The organism is Glycomyces mayteni, assembly GCF_042428885.1.
In the GTDB taxonomy this organism is placed as follows: Bacteria; Actinomycetota; Actinomycetes; order Mycobacteriales; family Micromonosporaceae; genus Glycomyces; species Glycomyces mayteni.
Map to the genome: position 1 here is coordinate 473164 of NZ_JBHMBP010000003.1, position 19354 is coordinate 492517.

At 72.3% G+C, this 19354-nt stretch carries 22 protein-coding genes and 1 pseudogene; 14 read left to right on the forward strand and 9 right to left on the reverse strand.

Going from position 1 to position 19354, the window contains the following annotated elements; genetic code table 11:
• The first annotated feature begins 29 nt into the window (after positions 1-29).
• Both xseA and ACFFXY_RS14735 read left to right on the forward strand, forming a co-directional pair.
• Positions 30-1262 carry an exodeoxyribonuclease VII large subunit gene (gene xseA, locus ACFFXY_RS14730; protein ID WP_382352011.1) on the forward strand — a complete coding sequence of 411 codons (1233 nt, stop codon included), beginning with the start codon at positions 30-32 and terminating at the stop codon, positions 1260-1262.
• On the forward strand, positions 1259-1465 hold the full coding sequence (locus ACFFXY_RS14735) for an exodeoxyribonuclease VII small subunit (RefSeq protein WP_382351752.1): 207 nt from the start codon (positions 1259-1261) through the stop codon (positions 1463-1465). Before xseA ends, ACFFXY_RS14735 begins: the two co-directional genes overlap by 4 nt.
• Before the next feature lie 10 nt (positions 1466-1475).
• On the opposite strand, the gene ACFFXY_RS14740 is transcribed toward ACFFXY_RS14735, so the two are convergent.
• Complete coding sequence (locus ACFFXY_RS14740; RefSeq protein WP_382351755.1) at positions 1476-2066, reverse strand: DUF4245 family protein; 591 nt, start codon at positions 2064-2066, stop codon at positions 1476-1478.
• A 212-nt stretch (positions 2067-2278) separates the two neighbouring features.
• Here ACFFXY_RS14740 and ACFFXY_RS14745 point away from each other — a divergent pair, with 212 nt between their 5' ends.
• The 6 genes from ACFFXY_RS14745 to ACFFXY_RS14770 are packed head-to-tail and all read left to right on the forward strand — an operon-like array spanning position 2279 to position 6189.
• Positions 2279-3166 carry a carbohydrate kinase family protein gene (locus ACFFXY_RS14745; RefSeq protein ID WP_382352014.1) on the forward strand — a complete coding sequence of 296 codons (888 nt, stop codon included), beginning with the start codon at positions 2279-2281 and terminating at the stop codon, positions 3164-3166.
• A 53-nt stretch (positions 3167-3219) separates the two neighbouring features.
• A complete protein-coding gene (gene egtD, locus ACFFXY_RS14750) occupies positions 3220-4197 on the forward strand; it encodes an L-histidine N(alpha)-methyltransferase (protein WP_382351758.1) in 978 nt (325 codons plus the stop codon).
• A gap of 40 nt (positions 4198-4237) precedes the next feature.
• A complete protein-coding gene (locus ACFFXY_RS14755) occupies positions 4238-4834 on the forward strand; it encodes a histidine phosphatase family protein (protein ID WP_382351762.1) in 597 nt (198 codons plus the stop codon).
• Between the two features lie 33 nt (positions 4835-4867).
• Positions 4868-5233, forward strand: a complete 366-nt coding sequence (locus ACFFXY_RS14760; protein ID WP_382351765.1) for a hypothetical protein — start codon at positions 4868-4870, stop codon at positions 5231-5233.
• 11 nt (positions 5234-5244) lie between these two features.
• The gene (locus tag ACFFXY_RS14765) at positions 5245-5937 is read left to right on the forward strand and encodes a lysoplasmalogenase (RefSeq protein ID WP_382351768.1); all 693 of its coding nucleotides are present in this window, start codon (positions 5245-5247) and stop codon (positions 5935-5937) included.
• Positions 5938-5946: 9 nt separating this feature from the next.
• Positions 5947-6189: a hypothetical protein gene (locus ACFFXY_RS14770; protein ID WP_382351771.1), complete on the forward strand. Its 243-nt coding sequence runs from the start codon at positions 5947-5949 to the stop codon at positions 6187-6189.
• On the opposite strand, the gene ACFFXY_RS14775 is transcribed toward ACFFXY_RS14770, so the two are convergent.
• The 3 genes from ACFFXY_RS14775 to ACFFXY_RS14785 form a co-directional block, all read right to left on the reverse strand.
• A complete protein-coding gene (locus ACFFXY_RS14775; protein WP_382351774.1) occupies positions 6186-8327 on the reverse strand; it encodes a HelD family protein in 2142 nt (713 codons plus the stop codon). The two genes, ACFFXY_RS14770 and ACFFXY_RS14775, sit on opposite strands and share 4 nt — an antisense overlap.
• A 101-nt stretch (positions 8328-8428) precedes the next feature.
• Complete coding sequence (locus ACFFXY_RS14780) at positions 8429-8854, reverse strand: GNAT family N-acetyltransferase (RefSeq protein WP_382351777.1); 426 nt, start codon at positions 8852-8854, stop codon at positions 8429-8431.
• A 17-nt stretch (positions 8855-8871) separates the two neighbouring features.
• Positions 8872-9573, reverse strand: a complete 702-nt coding sequence (locus ACFFXY_RS14785) for a DUF2306 domain-containing protein (protein WP_382351780.1) — start codon at positions 9571-9573, stop codon at positions 8872-8874.
• 90 nt (positions 9574-9663) lie between these two features.
• Between ACFFXY_RS14785 and ACFFXY_RS14790 the strand changes: the two genes are divergently transcribed.
• Both ACFFXY_RS14790 and ACFFXY_RS14795 read left to right on the forward strand, forming a co-directional pair.
• The gene (locus tag ACFFXY_RS14790; protein ID WP_382351783.1) at positions 9664-10338 is read left to right on the forward strand and encodes a MerR family transcriptional regulator; all 675 of its coding nucleotides are present in this window, start codon (positions 9664-9666) and stop codon (positions 10336-10338) included.
• A gap of 363 nt (positions 10339-10701) precedes the next feature.
• On the forward strand, positions 10702-11277 hold the full coding sequence (locus ACFFXY_RS14795) for a thioredoxin family protein (RefSeq protein WP_382351786.1): 576 nt from the start codon (positions 10702-10704) through the stop codon (positions 11275-11277).
• Here ACFFXY_RS14795 and ACFFXY_RS14800 read toward each other — a convergent pair.
• Complete coding sequence (locus tag ACFFXY_RS14800; protein WP_382351789.1) at positions 11274-12452, reverse strand: amidohydrolase; 1179 nt, start codon at positions 12450-12452, stop codon at positions 11274-11276. The genes ACFFXY_RS14795 and ACFFXY_RS14800 overlap by 4 nt on opposite strands.
• 99 nt (positions 12453-12551) lie before the next feature.
• Here ACFFXY_RS14800 and ACFFXY_RS14805 point away from each other — a divergent pair.
• Positions 12552-13061: pseudogene (locus ACFFXY_RS14805) on the forward strand (GntR family transcriptional regulator); the annotation flags it as partial.
• 162 nt (positions 13062-13223) lie between these two features.
• Here the strand turns inward: ACFFXY_RS14805 and ACFFXY_RS14810 are convergent.
• The 4 genes from ACFFXY_RS14810 to ACFFXY_RS14825 all read right to left on the reverse strand — a co-directional run bounded on the left by ACFFXY_RS14810 (position 13224) and on the right by ACFFXY_RS14825 (position 16830).
• Positions 13224-13859: a Maf family protein gene (locus ACFFXY_RS14810; protein ID WP_382352017.1), complete on the reverse strand. Its 636-nt coding sequence runs from the start codon at positions 13857-13859 to the stop codon at positions 13224-13226.
• The gene (locus tag ACFFXY_RS14815; RefSeq protein WP_382351791.1) at positions 13814-14023 is read right to left on the reverse strand and encodes an acyl-CoA carboxylase subunit epsilon; all 210 of its coding nucleotides are present in this window, start codon (positions 14021-14023) and stop codon (positions 13814-13816) included. The genes ACFFXY_RS14810 and ACFFXY_RS14815 overlap by 46 nt, the downstream gene beginning before the upstream one ends.
• A 4-nt stretch (positions 14024-14027) precedes the next feature.
• Positions 14028-15023, reverse strand: a complete 996-nt coding sequence (locus tag ACFFXY_RS14820; protein ID WP_382351794.1) for an NYN domain-containing protein — start codon at positions 15021-15023, stop codon at positions 14028-14030.
• 223 nt (positions 15024-15246) lie between these two features.
• On the reverse strand, positions 15247-16830 hold the full coding sequence (locus ACFFXY_RS14825) for an acyl-CoA carboxylase subunit beta (protein WP_382352020.1): 1584 nt from the start codon (positions 16828-16830) through the stop codon (positions 15247-15249).
• Positions 16831-16857: 27 nt separating this feature from the next.
• On the opposite strand from ACFFXY_RS14825, the gene ACFFXY_RS14830 reads away from it, so the two are divergent.
• From ACFFXY_RS14830 to ACFFXY_RS14840, 3 genes are all read left to right on the forward strand, one after another.
• Complete coding sequence (locus ACFFXY_RS14830; protein ID WP_382352023.1) at positions 16858-17661, forward strand: biotin--[acetyl-CoA-carboxylase] ligase; 804 nt, start codon at positions 16858-16860, stop codon at positions 17659-17661.
• Between the two features lie 18 nt (positions 17662-17679).
• On the forward strand, positions 17680-18666 hold the full coding sequence (locus ACFFXY_RS14835) for a hypothetical protein (RefSeq protein ID WP_382351796.1): 987 nt from the start codon (positions 17680-17682) through the stop codon (positions 18664-18666).
• A gap of 119 nt (positions 18667-18785) precedes the next feature.
• Positions 18786-19310, forward strand: coding sequence for a PH domain-containing protein (locus ACFFXY_RS14840; RefSeq protein WP_382351799.1), 525 nt, complete (start codon positions 18786-18788; stop codon positions 19308-19310).
• The last annotated feature ends 44 nt before the right edge of the window (positions 19311-19354 follow it).

Sequence of the window (19354 nt, forward strand, 5' to 3'; positions counted from 1 at the left end):
ACGCACCGGCCACCGGGCCCGGCGCTCCGATGAGCGCCGAGAACCCGTGGCCGCTGCGGGTGGTGTCGAAGAAGATCGGCGACTGGCTGGCGCGGCTCGGGGAGGTGTGGACCGAGGGGCAGATCACCGAGATCAGCCACCGGGGGCGCACGGTGTACCTGACGCTGCGCGACCCCTCGGCGGAAGTGTCGATGCGGGTCGTGGACTTCACCGGCGCGGTCGCCGCGTGCGACCCGCCGCTGCGCGACGGCGCGCAGGTCGTCATCCGGGCGCAGGCGCAGTGGTGGGACAAGAACGGGTCGCTGTCGCTGCACGTGCGCGAGATCCGGCAGGTCGGGCTCGGGGAGCTGCTCGCGCGACTGGAGCGGCTGAAGAAGCTGCTGGCCGCCGAGGGCCTGTTCGCGGCCGACCGGAAGAAGCCGCTGCCGTTCCTGCCGTACCGGATCGGGCTCATCACCGGGCGGGCCTCGGACGCGATGCGCGACGTGCTCAAGAACGCGAAGGCGCGGCTGCCGTCCGCGGACTTCGCGGTCCGCGAGGTCGCCGTCCAGGGGCCGCGCGCGGTCACCGAGGTGTGCGCGGCGCTCGCCGAGCTCGACCGGGACCCGGACGTGGAGGTCATCGTGATCGCCCGCGGCGGCGGCTCCATGGAGGACCTGCTGCCGTTCTCCGACGAGACGCTGTGCCGGGCCGTCGCCGAGGCGGTGACGCCGGTGGTGTCGGCGATCGGGCACGAGCCCGACACGCCGATCCTCGACTACGTCGCCGACTGGCGCGCCTCCACGCCCACCGAGGCCGGGAAGAAGGTCGTCCCCGACCTCGCCGAGGAGCAGCGCGGCCTCAACATCAGCCGCACCCGGCTGCGGCAGGCCCTGCACGCGATGCTCGTGCGCGAGTCGGACGGGCTCGCCGCGATGCGGGCGCGGCCGGTGCTCGCGCGGCCCGAGTCGATGCTGGAGGCCCGGTCGGAGGCGGTCGCGAACCTGGTGCACCGCATGCGGTCCCGGGTCGGATCGCGGCTGGAGCGCTCGGCCGACGAGCTGGAGCACCTGCGGGCGCGGCTGCGCACCCTCTCCCCGCAGTCCACACTGGACCGCGGCTACGCGATCGTCACGGACACCGCGTCGGGGGCGGTCCTGCGGGACGCGGCCGACGCCGGGGAGGCCGTGGAGGTGCGCCTCGCGGCGGGCGCGCTGCGGGCGGCGGTCGTGGCGACGACGACAGAGCAGACGGCAACGGACACGACGGAGGACGACGCGTGAGCGACGAGCAGTTGACGTACGAGGAGGCCCGCGCCGAGCTGGTCGCGACCGTGGAGCGCCTGGAGGCGGGCGGGGCGACCCTGGAGGAGTCCCTCAAGCTCTGGGAGCGCGGCGAGGCCCTCGCCGACCGGTGCCAGTCGCACCTGGAGGGCGCCCGCGAGCGCCTGAAGGCCCGCACGGAGCCCGAGGCGGACGGGGACTAGTCCCCGCGGGTCAGGAGGCGGCGGCGACGCCCGCGGCGAGGGCGTCGAGGTCGCCCGTGCCGTCGGTCTCGGCCGAGAGCACGACCGTGGCGCCGTCGATGACCGCGACCCACGCCTCGCCGGAGTCAAGGTCGTAGGAGGCCCACTCGATCCCGGCGGACTCCACGGGCGTCCCCGCGCCGGTGAGGCCCTCGTCGACGGCGGTCGGGTCGCCGGAGGTCTCGGCGACCTGGAGGCCGTTGCCGTCGGGCGAGTACCAGCCGGTGCGCAGCGTCGTCACGGTCCCGTCGGCGGCGAGGTGCGTGGAGATCGGCTTCCAGTCCTCGCCCAGCTCCGGCTCGATCGCGGGCAGGCCCAGGCTCGCGGCCGTCGCGTAGTTCTCGCCGGTGTCCACGACGCTGACCTGCCGGTCCTCGGCGATCCAGCCCCACCCCCAGTAGACGAGGCCGAGCGGCACCAGCAGCACCGCCATCGACAGCGCCATGTCGCGCATGCGCCGGGGCTTGGGCCGCTTGGCCTTCGCGGACTCGGCGTTCGCCTCCGCGGCCTCCCGGGCCCCGTCGATGTCGGCCTCCGCGGCCGTGACCTCTTCGCTGGACATGCCCCCATCCTGGACGACCGCCGCGGCGCGCCCCGAGCCGCCCCGCCGCGGGGTGGCGCACGAGTCCCCGCGCCGCCGGGCCGCGATGCGGCCGAACCGGGACGCACGCCGCCAACGAGGCGCGAATCCGACTTCCGGGCCCTCGGGGCACTGCAATAACCTTTCGTGCAGCGGCACCCGCGCCCGACCGGAAGGAGCCCCCGTTGATCCTCGTGGCAGGCGAGAACGTCATCGACCTCGTGCCCGCACCCGGCGGCCAGCTCCGCCCCACCTGCGGCGGCGGCCCCGCGAACACCGCCGTCTCGCTCGCCAAGCGCGGCATCCCCACCGCGCTCGTCGGCTCCGTCGGCGGCGACCACTTCGGGCGGCGCGTGTGGCGCCGCCACATCTCCGCGGGCGTGCGCCGCGACTGGCTCCAGCGCACCGACCTGCCCTCGACGCTCGGCCTCGCCGTCGTCAACGGCGACGGCACCGCCCGCTACGACTACTGGACGACCGGCACCGCCGACTTCGCGTGGGAGGGCCGGGCTCTGCCCAAGCCCGACCCGGCCGCGGTGGACCTCGTCCACTTCGGGTCCCTCGCGGCCTACCTGGAGCCGTCGGCGCGCGCCATCGAGCACTGGGTCACCCGCGCCCGCGGCTCCGTGCCCGTCACGTTCGACCCGAACCTGCGCCTCGGCGTCATGGGCGAGGCCGCGAAGGTCCGCGAGCGCACCGAGCGGCTCGTGGGCCTGTCGACCCTCGTGCGCGTCTCCGAGCGCGACCTCGCGCAGATCTACCCCGGCACGCCCGTCGACCGGGTCGCCCGCGAATGGCTCGGCGCCGGGCCCGAACTCGTCGTCGTCACCCTCGGGGACGCCGGGTCGGTCGCCTTCCACCGCAACCACACCACCGAGGCCACCGCGCCGCCCGTGGACCTCGTGGACGCGATCGGCGCGGGCGACGCCTACACCTCGGGCCTGCTCGGCTGGCTCACCTCCGCGGGCTGGATGCGCCTCGACCGCCTCGCGTCCTGGGGCAACTCGACCGTGGTCGCCGCGGCCCTGCGGTACGCGAGCCAGATCGCCGCCCACGCGTGCACCGTCCCCGGCGCGCCCTGACCCGCGCCCCCCACACGCCCGCAATCCGGACACCAGCGGCATAAAATGGACTCGTGCCACACCAGGAACTCCGGATCTGCATCGCCGAGGACGACCTCGACGCCGCGCTGCGCCTCGACGTGCGCCGCGGCCTGACCTCGGAACCCAAGCACCTCCCGATGCGCCTGCACTACGACGGGCGCGGCTCGGCCCTGTTCGGGGAGCTCACCCGCCAGCCGGAGTACTACCAGACCCGCGCCGAGCGCGCCGTCCTGCGCGACAACGCCGCCGCCATCGCGGCCTTCGGCGCCGGCCCGGTCGCCGTCGTCGAACTGGGCGCGGGCCGCGCCGAGAAGATCCGCCCGGTCCTCGACGCCCTCGCCGCCGCCGGGCGCCTCGACGCGTTCTGGCCCTTCGACGTCGCCGAAGGGGAGGTGCGGGACGTGCTCGCGGAGCTGGCCCCCGCCTACCCGGGCGTGCGGCTCGGCGGGATCGTCGGCGACTTCACCCGCCACCTCTCCCAGCTGCCCGACAGCGGGTCCGCGCGCCTCGTCGCGTTCCTCGGCGGCACCTTCGGGAACTTCACCGGCCCCGAGCGCGGCCGCTTCCTCCAGGACCTGCGCGAGGCCCTGCGCCCCGGCGACCGGTTCCTCCTCGGCGCCGACCTCGTCAAGGACCCCGAGGTGATCCTCGCGGCCTACAACGACGCCGCGGGCGTCACCGCCGAGTTCAACCGGAACGTCCTCCACGTCCTCAACCACCGCCTCGGCGCCGACTTCGCGCCCGAGCACTTCGAGCACGTCGCCCTCTGGGACGGCGGCACCGACACCGTCGACATGCGCCTGCGCGCCCTGAAGCCGATGACCGTCCGGATCGCGGACCTGGACCTGGACGTGTCCTTCGCGGCCGGCGAGGAGATCCGCACCGGCATCTCCGTCAAGTTCCACCGCGGCGAACTGGAGACGCAGCTGCGCGCCGCCGCCTTCGCGCCCGAAGCGTGCTGGACCGACGAGGACGGCCGCATGGGCGTGTTCCTCGCCGAGGCCGCCTGAACACGCGTGCCGGTCCGGTCCGGCGGCTAGGGTGGCGGGCATGGGAGAGATCGTGCTCATCCGCCACGGCGAGACGACCTGGTCGGCCTCAGGGCAGCACACGTCCGTGACCGACCTCGACCTCACCGAGCACGGTGCGGCCCAGGCGAAGGCGCTCAAGCCGCTCCTGGCGGGCCGGCGGTTCGCCGCGGTCTGGTCCAGCCCCCGCAAGCGGGCCCTGGTCACCGCCGACCTCGCCGGGCTCGACGTGGACGCCGTCATCCCCGACCTCGCCGAATGGGCGTACGGGGACTACGAGGGCCGCACCGGCGACGAGATCGCCGCCGAGGACCCGCACTGGTCCCTGTGGACCGACGGCGGCAAGGGCCCCGCAGGGGAGCGCCCCGAGCAGGTCGCCGCCCGCCTCGACCGGGCGCTCGCCGAAGCCGAGCCGCTGCTCGTCCAGGGCGACGTCGCGTTCGTCGCGCACGGCCACAGCCTCCGCGTCGCCGCCGCCCGCTGGCTCGGCCGCCCGCCCCGCGACGGCCGCGACTTCACCATCGACACCGCCTCGGTCGGCGCCCTCGGCTACGAGCACGGCGGCCACGCCGTGACCCTGTGGAACCTGACCGCCCCGGCGGTGGCCCCGCCGGAATAGGCTTGGCGGTGCACACCACGAAGGGGCACCGCCATGGATCCGATTCTCGTCTCGATCGCCACCGCCGCCGCCGGGAAACTCGCCGAGGAGGCCGCCCGCGGGATCGTCGCCGCCGGACGGTTCGTCAAGGAGCGCTTCGCCAAGGACGACAAGCAGGAAGCGGTCCTCATGCGCGCCGAGACCGGCCGCGCCCCGGTCGAGGACCTCGCCGCCGCCATCGAGGAGGCCGCCGCCGCCGACCCCGGGTTCCTCTCCAAGCTGGAGCAGCTCGCGGGCCGCAAGATCGAAGTGACCCAGGTGAACCAGGCAGGACAGCAGGTCATGTTCCAGAACAACTTCTACGGCGGCGGGCCCGAGAAGGTCGTCCAGGGGGAGACCGTCAACATCCGGAACCTGTAGCCTCACCGTTCATGAGCGATCCCCTCCCCTCCGCACGCGTGCCCGCCCGGGCCTGGCTGTGGGCCTTCGGCGCGGCGCTGGCCGTGGAGCTGCTGGCCGTCGCCTTCGGCTGGGACGGCGTCAGGTGGGTCAGCAAGGGCGCCTTGACGCTCCTGCTCCTCGGCTACCTCCGGTCCGCCCTCGCGCCGGGCCAGACCGTCGCCCGCCTCTTCGCGGCGGGCCTGCTGTTCGCCTGCGCCGCCGACCTCGCGCTCCTGGTCGAGGGCACGCCCGCGTTCCTCACGGGCATGGGCCTGTTCGCGGTCATGCAGGTCCTCTACATCGCCGCATTCGTCAAGCTCGGCGCCATCCATGCGTTCGACAGCGGCCGCGTCGTCCTCATCTCCTACTTCGCGTTCTGGGCCGGGCTCATCACCGCACTGTGGACGCAGCTCGGCCCCCTCGCCGTGCCCGTCGCGGTGTACAGCCTCCTCCTCGTCGCCATGGCCGCCCTCGCCGGAGTGCTCGGGTTCTGGAACACCCTGAAGCACCCCCTCGGCTGGGGCGGCCTGCTGTTCGTCGTCTCCGACTCGATCCTGGGCCTGGGCGTCGCCGGGTACGACATCCCCGGCGCGGGACTCGCCGTCATGTCGACCTACGGGATCGCGCAGCTCCTGCTGACCCTGGGCACCGCCAGGTTCCTCAAGCGCCGCCCGGCCCACTAGAGTCGTGCCATGAAACGCGTCCTGTGGGTCCTGGCGTTCGTCGTCGGCGGCTACTTCATCGTGCGGGCCCTCATGGAGCCCTTCGTCATCGACTTCTCGGACCCGTCCTCGTACGCCGAGGACTGGGGCGGCCCCAGCCTCTTCGGCGTCCTCCTCGTCCACATGGGACCGGGCGTGCTCGCCGCGGCCCTCCTCGTCTGGCTCGTCAGAAGGAACGACAGGGCCAAGAAGGCCGCCCGCGACCAGTCCTAGGCGAGGTCGATCCGCTTGAGCCGCTGGGTGGCCCGGGTGAGGACCACGTAGGCGACGCCGGGGCCGTGGGCCGCGGCGACCGCGTCGAGGTCGACGGCGATCACGGCGTCCCATTCCAGGCCCTTGGACTCCAAGGGCCCCACCAGGGTCACGCGGTCGTCGGTGACGACCGCGGCGAGCTCCCCGTGGCGGCCGTAGGGCGCGATGACGCCGACGGTGCCCTCGACGGCCCCGAGGGCCTCGGCGACGGCGCTGGCGAGCTCCGGGAGGAGCGCGTCGGCGTCCACGGTGCGGGCCTCGACGGGGATGCCGGTCTCGCGCACGGCCTCGGGGAGGTCGATGTTGCGCAGGCGCGGCTTGGCCCACTCGGCGGCGTACTCGAAGACCTCCATGGAGTTCCGGTAGTTCTTCGTCAGGTGGAACTCGTGGATCTTGCCGCGCGGGACGGCGCGGCGGCGGGCGTCGGCCGACTCCTTCGGGCGCGGCCAGCTCGACTGGGCCTCGTCGCCGACGATGGTCCACCCGGCGGCGCGGCCGCGGCGCGAGAGCATGCGCCACTGCATCGGCGAGAGGTCCTGGGCCTCGTCGACGATGACGTGCGCGTAGTCCTCGTAGAACGCGTCGCGGGCCTGGCGCTCGGGCCGGTCGTAGAAGCGGTCCTGAGCGGTCGAGACCTCCTGGATGCCGTCCCACGAGCGGATGCGGTCGCGCCCGCGCGGCTGGGCCCTGACGCCAAGGAGGAGGCGCAGCTCGTCGAGGAGCGCCACGTCGGGGATGGAGAAGTCGGCCTCGCGCAGCGACGCGGCGACCAGGTCCACGGTCTCGCGCTTGAGGTGGCCCTCGGAGGCGGACGCGAGGCGGCGCGCGTCGCCGCCCCAGCCGAGGACCTCGGCGGGGTCGAGGTCGGGCCACCAGTGGTCGAGGAAGGTGAGGAACTCGCCGCGCGAGCCGACGTCGCGCGAGAACTTCGCGGGCTCGGCGTCGGGGATCACGGGCTTGATCTTGCGCCACAGGGCGATGAGGAGGGCGCGGCCGGCCTCGGTCTTGGCGAGGTTGGGGCGCGGCTCCTTCTCGAAGACGCGGGCGCGCGCGGCGGCGAGGTCGGCGGCGTCGAGGCGGAACACGTCGCCGCGGTAGACCATGCGCAGCTCGTCGGGCGCGCCCGGCGGGGTCTGGCGGACCAGGCGCCGCAGGATCGGGAGCATGATCGTGCCGCCCTTGACGGCCGCGACCTGCGGCAGGTCCTGGCGGACCGCCTCGACCCCGGCGTACAGCTCGCCGAGGGAGTACAGCGCGGCGGTCTCCTCGCCGAGGCTGGGGAGGACGCGGCCGATGTACTTCATGAACACCGCGGAGGGCCCGACGACGAGGATGCCCGCGGCCTCGTACCGGCTGCGGTCCTGGTAGAGCAGGAACGCGGCGCGGTGCAGGGCCACGACGGTCTTGCCGGTGCCGGGCCCGCCGGTGATGATCGTGGCGCCGCGCCCGGGCGCGCGGATCGCGGCGTCCTGCTCGGCCTGGATGGTCGCGACGATGTCCCGCATGCGCCCGGTCCGCTTGCGGCCCAGGGCGGCCATGAGCGCGCCGTCGCCGATCACGGGGAGGCGCTCGGCGGCGTCCTCGTTGAGCAGGTCGTCGCTGATCTCCTCGACCGAGCGGCCGAACGAGCGGATGACGCGCCGCCGGGCCACCTCCTGGCGGTCGACGGCGGTCGCGCGGTAGAACGGGGCGGCGGCGGGGGCGCGCCAGTCGACCAGGAGCGTGCGGTACTCCTCGTCGCGCACGCCGAGGCGTCCGATGTGGCGGACCTTCCCGTCGTCGAAGTCGAGCCGCCCGAAGACGAGCCCCTCGTGCTGGGAGTCGAGGTCGGCGATGCGGCGGGCGGCCTGGTAGACGAACACGTCGCGCTCGTACCGCGCGCCGGGCACGGTGGCGGCGAGGTGGGCGTAGCCGGAGTCGCGGTTGCCCTCGGCTTCGCCTCGGAGCACGTCGACGCGGCTGTAGACGCGGTCGACGAACTCCTGCTCGATCGCGATCTCCTGCTCAGGGGTGTTGGCGGGATCGGGATCGGGCACGGCGTGGGACGTGTCGACGTCCTCCGGGCGGCGTTCGTCGGCGGGGCCTGGTTCCTGGGACACGGCGCTCCTCGCTCGAATTCGGGACGCACCAGCCTAGCGCGCCCGCGCGACCCCCGTCCGCCGATCATGGACCGGCGAGTGCTCGGCCACCTGCCGGGCCGCTACGGCCGCGCGTCCCAGACCCGGTACATCCACTTGTAGCCGTCGGCGATCTCCTCGAACCCGAACTGCCGGTAGAGCCCCTGGGCGTCGGCGGTGGCGAGCACGACCCGCTTGACGCCCATCTCCTCGGCGTCGGCGACGATCCGGTTCATGAGCAGCTTGCTGATCCCCTGCCCGCGCACGGACCGGTCCACGAAGACGTCGCTGAGCCACGCGAAGTAGGTCCGGTCGGTCACGAGCCGCCCGAACGCGACCTGCCCGCCGGGCCCGTAGACGCCGTAGACGAGGGAGTGCGCGATCGCGTGGTCCATGTCCTCGCGGGTGCGGCCCTCGGCCCAGTACGTGTCCGTGGAGATGACCCGGTGGACCCAGTCCCGGTCGAGCCGGTCGGGGTCAGTGGAGATCTCGTACGCTTCGCTGCCCATGTGGTGCTCCTTCGCTCTCAGGCCCCTGCTGTGCTCTGAACGACGGTGCCCCGCTTCCGCTTGCGCCGCAAGTAGATTTCCATGAAGGCCACGTTCAGGACGATCGAGGAGACGACCGCCGAAGTGTAGGCGGCGTCGAACAGCGGCTCGAAGTCCCCGCCGTAGTACCCGTCGAGGAGCGGGAGCTGGAGCGCGATGAACAGGCCGAGGTAGACGCGCAGGTTCACGGCCGCGAAGGTCCCCGCGAAGTTCCGCAGCATCCACTCCCGGTGCGCGGCGAAGTCGCGGGCGCGCACGGCCCGGTAGGCGCGCAGCGCCGAGTAGAACCACCACACGTCGAGCAGCACGAACGTGGCCATCGGGACCGGCCCGGCGGTGGTCAGGAACGCGACGACGATGCCGCTGAGGCTGCCGGGCAGGACCCCCGCGAGGAGGTAGGTGCGGCCGAGGACCCGGTGGACCTTCGGGTGGTTGTCGCGGATCGAGGCGAAGAACTGGAACGGGCCGACGAGCAGCGCGATCCCGGCCGTGGCGGCGTGGACCACGAGGAACGGGAGATGGAACGGCACGTCCTCGCGGATGCCGACGCGGGAGTCCACGTCGGGGACGAGATAGGCGGGCACGGCGTACAGGACGATCGCGACGCTGAGGATCGCGACGGTGAGGACGGCGGCCCGGCCCTTGCGGGCCGCGGGCGGTCGCCCGAGGGTGGCGGTCATGGGGTGCTCCTGGTGTGAGTTTCACTATCGATAGTGAAACTATCACCTGAGATCGGCCACCGTCAACGCCGCTTCGGGTAAGAAAGACCCATGCGAATCGGCGAGCTGAGCGCGAGGACCGGGGTCCCCGCGGCGACCATCAAGTACTACGTGCGCGAGGGCCTGCTCTCCGGCGGCGAGCGCCGCGGCCACAACCAGGTCGAGTACGGCGAGGAGCACGTGCGGCGGCTGCGCCTGGTGCGGGCGATGGTCGAGGTCGGGTCGGTGCCGATCGCGAAGGTCCGCGAGGTGCTCGCCGAGATCGAGGACCCGCGCCGCGACCTGGACTCGACGCTCGGCGTCGCGAGCCGGGCCCTGTCGCAGCACCGCGTCCCGGCCGAGGCGCCCGCGGAGGAGGACGTGGCGACGGCGAAGGCGATCGTGCGCGGCCGCGGCTGGAACGCGGTCCCCCTGGAGCACGGGTACGTCTGGACGCTCGCGGACGCGATCGGACGGCTGCGGGAGCTGGGCCTCTCGGACATGGTCGACATGACCGGCGAGTACGCGCGCGCGGCCGAGATCGTGGCGGAGTTCGACCTCAAGCTGCTCCAGATGCGCAGCGACCGCGACGAGATTCTGGAGGCGATGGTCGTCGGCACGGTCCTGGGGGACGCGATCTTCGAGGCGCTGCGCCGGATCGCGCAAGTCGAGGTGTCGGCGCGGGTATACCCACCGGGGCAACGGGAACCGCGACAAAGCGAAGAAGACTCGTCCACTGGGGAGTAAGGATTGGAAAGCCTTTCCCTCTCCCCCACCCTGTTTCATGCACTAATGACAATGTCTGCACTTGTCGGGTTTTTGACTTCGCAAGTCGATTGGGTGGTTCTAGGCTTATTCCACGCCCGGAAATGGCGTGGCGGCGGGTTTCCAAGCCTGCTCGACAAGCGACTTCGCCGCCATCACCAGGAGGCCGTCCGCCGAAGTGGGGTAGACGGACGGCCCGCGGCGGGGTCCCGACTACCTGGCCCGGGGCCCCGCCGCCTTTTTTGCGGGGCCCCGGGCCAGGTAGTCCAGAAAGGCGAGGTCCTGGCCCGGGGCCCCGCCGCCTCCGAAAGCCGAAGGTTGAGCCGGGGCACCCCGGTCTCTACGATGGAGACCACCGTCTACCTCTGGAGTGCGATTCCCGTGGCCCTCAACTCGTCCATGGTCCCGCTCGGTACGGCCGCGCCGGACTTCTCCCTCCCGGACCTCGACGGCGAGGTGCGGTCGCTGGAGAGCTTCACGGCGCCCGCGCTCCTGGTCGCCTTCGCCTGCAACCACTGCCCGTACGTGCGCCACATCGAGCAGACCTTCGGGAGCTTCACCGCGGGCCAGGCCGACCTCGACACGGTCGCCATCTGCGCCAACGACACCGCCTCCCACCCCGAGGACGGCCCGGCCGGGCTCGCCGAGCAGGTCGCGCGCGCCCAGTGGACGTTCCCGTACCTGGTGGACGAGTCGCAGGAGGTCGCCCGCGCCTACCGGGCGGTCTGCACGCCGGACTTCTTCCTCTACGGCCCCGATCGCAAGCTCGCCTACCGCGGCGCGTTCGACGGCTCGACCCCCGGCAACGGCGTGCCCGTCACCGGGGAGTACCTCGCGTCCGCGATCGAGCGGGTCCGCAAGGGCGAACCGGTGCCCGAGCCGCACTACCCGTCGATGGGGTGCGGCATCAAGTGGCGCTAGACGAGTGCGCCGCCGCGGGCCGCGACGCGGCCGTTCTTGACGACGAGCGTGCGCGGGCGGTGCTCCAGGACCGCCTCTGACGGGGTGCGGCCGGGCACGGCGACGAGGTCGGCGGTGTCGCCGACAGCGAGGCCGTAGCCCTCGACCTTGAGCAGGCGCGCGCCGCCGAACGTGGCGGCTTCGAGGGCCAGCTCGATGTCGGCGTCGCGGCTGAACCCGGCGTTCCGCGCGAACCACTGGGTGCGCTGGAGCATGTCGCCGGTGCCGTAGGGGCTCCACAGGTCGCGCACACCGTCGTTGCCGATGCCCATCGTGACGCCAGCCGCGTCGAGCTCGCGCAGCGGCAGGATCTGCCTGGGCGCCACGGAGGTCAGGCCGATCTTCAGCTCCGCGAGGTCGGCGATGAGGCGCTCGCGGGTGGCGTCGTCGGCGTCGCAGAGCGCGAACGCGTGGCTGATGACCACCTTGCCGGTGTAGCCGAGCGCGCGGGTGCGCTCGATGATGAGGTCGAACTCCCGGATGCCGAGGTCGCCGCCGTCGTGGAGGTGGATGTCGATCTCGGCCCCGTACTGCGCGGCCAGCGCGAAGACGAGGTCGAGGTGGGTCTCGGCGTCGAGGTCGAACCCGGCGGGGTCGATGCCGCCGATGGACTTGACGCCCGCCTTGAGGGCCTCTTCGAGGAGTTCGGCGGTGCCGGGGCTGACGAGGATGCCGGTCTGCGGGAAGGCCACCAGCTCGACGTCGATGCGCCCGTCGAGGCGCTGCACGCCTTCGAGGACGGCCTCCACCGCGCCGATGCCGATGCCGGGGTCGACGTCGACGTGGGAGCGGGCGTGGGTGGTCCCGGAGACGACCATGTTGGTGAGCAGCGCGGTGATGAAGTCGGGGTTGGGGACGCCGAACTCGGCGCGGCGGTCGCGGCCGTAGGCGATGGCGGCGGCGAGGCCGGGGCCTGCGGTGCGCGGGACCCAGGGGCCGCCCCAGAGGGTCTTGTCGACGTGGGCGTGCGCGTCCACGAGGCCCGGGACGACGACGGCGCCGGCGAGGTCTTCGACCTGTGCGCCTTCGTCTTTCAGAGCGTCGCCGATGGCGCTGATGCGGCCGTCCTGGACGAGCACGTCGGTGCGTCCCTCGCGGCCCCAGAGCCGGGCGTCGCGCAGCAGCAGGTCGGTCATGGTGTCGGTCCTTCCCTCAACGGTTCCCGCAGTTAACGGTATACCACTAACATGGACCGTATACCGTTGACGGGCCTCCGTCCACCTCCGAGGAGCACCATGAGCCGAGCCGACCAGGTCTACCAGGCGCTGCGCGAGCGCATCGTCACCGTCGGGCTGCGCCCTGGCGCGCGCCTGATCGAACGGGACCTCGCCGCGGAGTTCGAGGTCTCCCGCATCCCCCTGCGCGAGGCCCTCCAGCGGCTCGCCGCCGACGGCCTGGTCACCGCCGTCCCCGGCCAGGGCAGCATCGTCACCGTGCCCACCCCGAAGGACATCGCCGACCTCTTCGACGTGCGCGCCGGGCTCGAACCGGTCGCCGCGCGCCTCGCCGCGGCCAACGCCGCGCCCGAGGACCTCTTGAAGCTCCAGGCGTGCGTGCTCCCCCGCGAGGCCGCGTCCTCCCGGACCGAGGCCAACGCCGCGTTCCACCGCGAGCTCGTCGCCGCCGCCCGCAACCCGCTGCTCGCCCAGATCATGGAGCCCCTGGAGGCGCGGATGCGCTGGGTCTTCCACCTCACCGTCGAGCGCGACCCCGAGCGCCAGCGCCAGGAGCACGCCGAGCTGCTGGAGGCCCTGGTCGCGCCGGACCCGGACCGGGCCGCGGCGGTGGCGTTCGCGCACGTCGAGGACGGCCGCTCGTTCACGCTGGAGGCGGCCCGCAGGTGGCAGCTGGAGGCCGTGGACGCGTACGAGGCGACGCGCACGAGGCGCCGCCGGGTGGACGCGGAATTAGCGCCAGAGCTGGTGGAGCGTCAGCTCCAGTTCGCCGAGCATGTTGCGCAGCAAGGGCATCGACAGGCCGATCACGGTGCCCGGGTCGCCGTCGATGCGGTCGATGAACGCGGAGCCGTACCCGTCGAGGGTGAAGGACCCGGCGACGTGGAGCGGCTCGCCGGTGGCGACGTACGCGGCGATCTCCTCGTCGGAGACCTCCGCGAAGTGCACAGCGGTGCCGGAGGCGCGCACGATCTGCCGGTCGGCGGCGGTGTCGATGAGGCAGTGGCCGGTGTAGAGCGTCCCGGAGTTGCCGCGCATCCGCTTCCAGCGGGACGTGGCCTCCTCGGGGCCCTCGGGCTTGCCGAGGATCTCGTGGCCGAAGTGGAGCACCGAGTCGCAGCCGAGGACGAGGGAGCCGGGGCTGACCTGGTCGAGGACGGCCTGGGCCTTGAGTTCGGCGAGCGCGCTGGCGAGTTCGGCGGGGTCGTGGCCCATGACGCGGGACTCGTCGACGCCGGAGACGATGACGAGCGGGTCGATCCCGGCGGCTTCGAGGAGCGCGCGGCGGGCGGGCGACTGCGAAGCGAGGACGAACGGCCGGGTCAACGGTCGATCCCCCGGCGGGCGGGGACGGCGGTGTCGCGCCAGGAGCGGCGGACGCGCAGTTTCAGGCCGGGGTTGGACCAGGCGGCGCGGCGCGCGGGCGCCTCGTCCTCCTCGGCGGGGCGCGGGAGCGCGGTGATGAGGCCGACCAGCGCGGCCAGCTCCTCATCCGTGGGGTTGCCTCGGAGGACCTTGAGCTCCAGTCCCATCGTGCTACTCCTCGTCGTAGTCGAACTCGCGGTGCACCCGCTCCCAGAACCCGTCGCGGACCCAGATCCGCGCTTCGGGGTGGTCGCGTAGAGAGTAGCCGAGTTCCTTCTCGGCTTCCACTAGCAGCTCCTTGTCGATGACGGTGGGGAGCTGGGGCCCGGGCAGGAGGTCCGCTATGTTGTCGGCGCCCCTGGTCAGGAGCCATTTGTGGCCGACGTACTCGCCGATGGAGCGGACGGTCTCGGGGTCCAGCTTCTCGCCGGTCTGCGTGGTGCGCACGAATTTTGGCCTCGCCGACTCCGCTTGCGCGAGCGCGTCGGCGGCCGTCATGGTGACGGCCACGGATTGGCGGGTCCCGAAGACCATCGCCGGGTTGGGGACGACGGGCGCGGGCTCGGCCATGGGGGCGCCGACCATGCCGTGGGTGGCCGCGGCGGCGGTGCCGCTCTTGGTGAAGTAGGCCTTGAGCTCTTCGGACTCGATGGTCTCGACGGTGTCGGACTCCCAGACGAGGCGTTCGGCCTGGTTGGTGCCGTAGGGCGGTTCGACGCCCCAGAGGTGGACGCGGACGCCGTAGGCCTGGGCGACCTCGACGGCGGGGACCATGTCCTCGTCGCCGGCGAGGAGGATCGCCTCGTGGATGGCGCGGTGGCGGGCGAGCAGTTCCAGGTCGGAGCGGATCTGGGCGTCGACGCCCTTCTGCTGTCCGCGGGAGTTGAGGTTGCCGAGGCGGACCTTGACGTAGTCCATGTTGGCGATGACGCGCTGGTCGACGGTGGGGACCCGGTCGCGGGCGGCGTCGAACCAGTAGAGGCGGAGCAGTTCGCCGTCGGAGAGGCGGATCGCGGCGCGTTCGATGAGGGACTTGATGAGCTTCTCGGCGTCGACCCGGTAGTCGCGCCTGGAGGTGGCGTCGAGCAGGAGTTCTGCGGCGGCCGCGTAGAGGTAGCCGACGTCGATGAGGATCGCGTACCGCCGGGACGGCAGTCCTGGAAGCATTCCTCCGATTGGTGTCATCGCCCACACTCCCAATATCCGGCGGGACGATTCGTCCCGCTTTCCCAGCTGTATAGACGGTACCCGGATCGGACTCTTGGGGTGGGAGTGGTGCACGCCGCTCCGGGGGGAAATGCGGTTTCCGCCGGTAGCCGGGGTGCGCACGGAACGGGACGCGCGGGCTCCTCACCGGATCGGGTGAGAAGTCCGCGCGTCCCGGGCGGTCCTAGAGCGGGATGTTCCCGTGCTTCTTCGCGGGCAGCTCGTCGCGCTTGGAGGCGTTCATGCGCAGGCCGCGCACGAGCATGGCGCGGGTCTCGCGCGGCTGGATGACCGCGTCGATGAGGCCGAGCTCGGCGGCGACGTACGGGTTGTTCAGCTTCTCCTCGTACTCGGACATGAGCTCGGCGCGCTTGGCCTGCTCGTCGTCGGCCTTGGCGAGTTCGCGGCGGTACAGGATGTTGACGGCGCCCTGTGAGCCCATGACGGCGATCTCGGCGGTCGGCCAGGCGAGGCACAGGTCGGCGCCGACGCCCTTGGAGCCCATGACGCAGTACGCGCCGCCGTAGTCCTTGCGGCAGACGACGGTGAGCTTGGGGACGGTGGCCTCGGCGTACGCGTAGATGAGCTTGGCGCCGCGGCGGATGATCCCGTCGTGCTCCTGCGAGGTGCCCGGGAGGAACCCGGGGACGTCGACGAAGGAGATGATCGGGATGTTGAAGGCGTCGCAGAACCGGATGAACCGGGCGGCCTTCTCGGAGGCGTCGATGTCGAGGCAGCCCGCGAAGTGCATGGGCTGGTTGGCGACGACGCCGACGGGCTTGCCGTCGAGGCGCCCGAAGCCGGTGAGGATGTTCTTCGCGAACAGGGCCTGGGTCTCCAGGAACTCGCCGTCGTCGAGGACGGACTCCACGACCTTGTGCATGTCGTAGGGCTGGTTCGCGGAGTTCGGGATGACGGTGTCGAGCGCCAGGTCGTCGGCGGTGAGGTCGAGTTCGAAGTCCTTCGACTCGTACGCCGGGGGCTCGTCGAGGTTGTTCGACGGCAGGTACGACAGCAGGTGCTTGACGTATTCGAGCGCGTCGTCCTCGTCGGAGGCGAGGTAGTGGGCGTTGCCGGCGACCGCGTTGTGGGTGCGGGCCCCGCCGAGCTCCTCCATGCCGACGTCCTCGCCGGTCACCGCGCGGACCACGTCGGGCCCGGTGATGAACATGTGGCTGGTCTGGTCGACCATGACCGTGAAGTCGGTGATCGCGGGCGAGTAGACCGCGCCGCCCGCGCACGGGCCCATGATGAGCGAGATCTGCGGGATGACGCCGGAGGCGCGCACGTTGCGGAAGAAGATCTCCGCGTAGCCGCCGAGCGAGGCGACGCCCTCCTGGATGCGGGCCCCGCCGGAGTCGGAGATGCCGATGATCGGGCGGCCGGTGCGCAGCGCCAGCTCCTGGATCTTCGTGATCTTCTCGCCGGAGACCTGCCCGAGCGAGCCGCCGAGGACGGTGAAGTCCTGCGCGAACACGCACACCTCGCGGCCCTCGATGGTGCCGTAGCCGGTGACGACGCCGTCGCCGTAGGGCCGGTTGGCCTCCATGCCGAAGCTGGTGGAGTGGTGGCGCCGCAGGCTGTCGAGCTCGACGAACGACCCCTCGTCGAGCAGTTGCTCCAACCGCTCGCGCGCGGTGCGCTTGCCCTTCTCGTGCTGCTTCTCGATCGCCCGGGGGTTCCCGGTGGCCGATTCGGAGAGGCGCTCGGCCAGGTCGGCGAGCCGCCCGGCGGTCGTGTGGAAGTCGATGTCGGTCACGCTTCGGATCGTATCGACTTCCGGAGTGGCTACGCTATGCGCGTGGACACACCGACGAGAAAGCCACTGGACCGCGACGCCCTGTGGTCGCTGTTGTCGGAGAAGTCCGACTTCTGGACCCGGCTTGACGTGGTGGCCGTCACTGGATCGACGAACGCGGACCTGGCGGCGGCCGCGAGGCTCGGGGCCGGCGAGGGGCGCGTGCTCATCGCCGAGGAGCAGTCGAGCGGGCGCGGGCGCCTGGACCGGCGCTGGGAGAGCCCGGCCCGGGCGGGCCTCGCAATCTCGTTCCTGCTGCGGCCCGAGGCGCCCCGCGAGCAGTGGGGGACGCTGGGGATCGCCACCGCGGTCGCGCTGGAGGAGACGCTGCGGGCCGTGTGCGGGGTCCGGGCGAAGCTGAAGTGGCCCAACGACGTGCTCATCGACGGCCGGAAGGTCTGCGGCATCCTCGCGCAGGCCGAGGGGGACGCCGTGGTCGTGGGGGCCGGACTGAACGTGTCGCTCACCGAGGCGGAGCTGCCGGTCCCGCAGGCGACGTCGCTGCTCGTCGCGGGGGCCGCGAGCCTCGACCGGGAGCTCATCGCCGCGACGTTCCTCGCGCACGTCGCGGCCGTGTACCGCACGTGGAGCGCCGAGGGCCCGGGGCCCGTGGTGGAGCGCTGGGAGGAAAACTCCGACACGCTGGGCAGGGAAGTCGCGGTATCGTTCCCGAACGGCCGCAACCTGACCGGCCGCGCCGTCGCCATCGACGCCGACGGCCGACTCCAGGTCGACCCGGGCGACGGGCCGGTGGAGACGGTCGCCGCGGGCGACGTCGTCCACCTGCGGCCGCGGGCGTGAACCCGAGGGAGTGGCGCATTGACCGACCCCGAGCATCAAGGCACCCGGCCGGCCCGGCAGCCGCCGGGCGCGACCGGCCTCGACCCTGAGTCCGAGGCGCTCTACCGGCTCCTGCTGACCAGGTCCGAGGCCACGGTCGCGCAACTGGCCGCCGACGCGTCGCGCTCCGTGGACCGCGTCAGGAGCGTCCTGGCGCACCTCGTGGACGAGGGCTTCGCGACGATGGTCGCCGACTCCCGCTTCCGCGCCGTCGGCCCCGACGCCGTCCTGGGCGGGCGCATCGCCTCCCAGCTCGGCGAGGTCCTCGGCGAGTACGAGGCCCTGCGGGAGCTGCTGAACCTCCACCGCGCCGGGCCCGCCGACGCGGGCGGAAGCCAGTGGGAGGTCGTCACCGGCGCGACCGCGATCCGCTCGCGCATCCGCCAGCTCAAGGCCGCGGCCGAGCGGAGCCTGTGCACGTTCGTGCGCCCGCCGATGGTCCTGCCCGTCCCCGAGGACGGCCTGCACCAGGACCTCCAGGCCCGCGGCGTCGTCCACCGCATCCTGTTCGACCGGGCCGTCCTCGACATCGACCCCTACGCCGACTACGTGCGCCACGCCCTCGAATCGGGCGACGAGGTCCGCTTCGCGAAGCGCCTGCCGCTCAAGGTCCTCATCGTGGACGACCGGACCGTGTTCATGGAGGAGCCCGGCGGCGAGCGGCCCCGCGCGATCGTCACCGGGAACCGGTCGATCGCCGGTCTCGCCGCGACCCTGTTCGAGCAGCTGTGGACCGCGGGCATCCCCGCGACCACCGCCGCCGAAGGGGCCGTGCGCATCGACGAGGACGACGCGGTCCTGCTCGGTCTGCTCATCGCGGGCCTGACCGACCAGTCCATCGCGTCCAAACTGGGCATCGGGCTGCGGACCGTGCAGCGGCGCGTCCGCGAGCTCATGGACCTGGCCGATGTGGACACCCGCATCCAGCTCGGGTGGCACGCCGCGAAGAACGGCTGGGTCCCGTAGCGCGCAGGGCGAACCGGTGCGCGCAATCGTGGTCACGGGGCCGGTGACGAAGTGTTGTACTGTGCTTTTGAACATTCGTACCGCCCCCGGCCCGTATTTCTCACTCCTGGAGGTCCGCAGTGGGATATCCCGACGACCAGCTCGCCCGTGACGAGGTTGTCAAGCTCCACACCCACCCGCACTGGAAGGAAGGCGTCGGCCCGGTCCTCTGGTTCGTGGTCTTCCTGGCCATCGGCGCCATCGCCGTCACCTACACGACCAAGCTCGACTGGGACGGGAAGATCTGGCTGATCCTGGCCGAGGTCGTCATCACCCTGGTCCTGCTGGTGTGGCTGTCGGTGATCCCGTGGATCCGCTGGCGCTCCACCCACTACGTCATCACCGACCAGCGCGTCATGTGGCGCGAGGGCCTCGTGACCCGCGAGAGCCGCCACATCCCGCTCGCCCGCGTCAACACCGTGTCCTACACCCAGAACGTCTGGGAGCGGATCTTCGGCTTCGGCGACATGAACATCGACTCCGCCTCCGACGACGGCGAGATCAAGCTCATCGACGTCCCCGGGGTCGACAAGACCAAGGCGCTGCTCTACCAGCTCGCCGAGGACGACCGCTCGCGCCGCGCGAGCCAGGGCGACGGCGCCTAGCAAGCCCATCGGACGCGCAAGGCCCGCACCGGCAGGGTGCGGGC

Excerpts from the sequence above, each read along its gene's own strand:
- xseA (WP_382352011.1), top strand. The coding sequence starts at position 30 with ATGAGCGCCGAGAACCCGTGGCCGCTGCGGGTGGTGTCGAAGAAGATC.
- ACFFXY_RS14740 (WP_382351755.1), bottom strand. The coding sequence starts at position 2,066 with ATGTCCAGCGAAGAGGTCACGGCCGCGGAGGCCGACATCGACGGGGCC.
- ACFFXY_RS14755 (WP_382351762.1), top strand. The coding sequence starts at position 4,238 with ATGGGAGAGATCGTGCTCATCCGCCACGGCGAGACGACCTGGTCGGCC.
- ACFFXY_RS14760 (WP_382351765.1), top strand. The coding sequence starts at position 4,868 with ATGGATCCGATTCTCGTCTCGATCGCCACCGCCGCCGCCGGGAAACTC.
- ACFFXY_RS14765 (WP_382351768.1), top strand. The coding sequence starts at position 5,245 with ATGAGCGATCCCCTCCCCTCCGCACGCGTGCCCGCCCGGGCCTGGCTG.
- ACFFXY_RS14770 (WP_382351771.1), top strand. The coding sequence starts at position 5,947 with ATGAAACGCGTCCTGTGGGTCCTGGCGTTCGTCGTCGGCGGCTACTTC.
- ACFFXY_RS14780 (WP_382351777.1), bottom strand. The coding sequence starts at position 8,854 with ATGGGCAGCGAAGCGTACGAGATCTCCACTGACCCCGACCGGCTCGAC.
- ACFFXY_RS14785 (WP_382351780.1), bottom strand. The coding sequence starts at position 9,573 with ATGACCGCCACCCTCGGGCGACCGCCCGCGGCCCGCAAGGGCCGGGCC.
- ACFFXY_RS14790 (WP_382351783.1), top strand. The coding sequence starts at position 9,664 with ATGCGAATCGGCGAGCTGAGCGCGAGGACCGGGGTCCCCGCGGCGACC.
- ACFFXY_RS14795 (WP_382351786.1), top strand. The coding sequence starts at position 10,702 with ATGGAGACCACCGTCTACCTCTGGAGTGCGATTCCCGTGGCCCTCAAC.
- ACFFXY_RS14800 (WP_382351789.1), bottom strand. The coding sequence starts at position 12,452 with ATGACCGACCTGCTGCTGCGCGACGCCCGGCTCTGGGGCCGCGAGGGA.
- ACFFXY_RS14815 (WP_382351791.1), bottom strand. The coding sequence starts at position 14,023 with ATGGGACTGGAGCTCAAGGTCCTCCGAGGCAACCCCACGGATGAGGAG.
- ACFFXY_RS14820 (WP_382351794.1), bottom strand. The coding sequence starts at position 15,023 with ATGCTTCCAGGACTGCCGTCCCGGCGGTACGCGATCCTCATCGACGTC.
- ACFFXY_RS14830 (WP_382352023.1), top strand. The coding sequence starts at position 16,858 with ATGCGCGTGGACACACCGACGAGAAAGCCACTGGACCGCGACGCCCTG.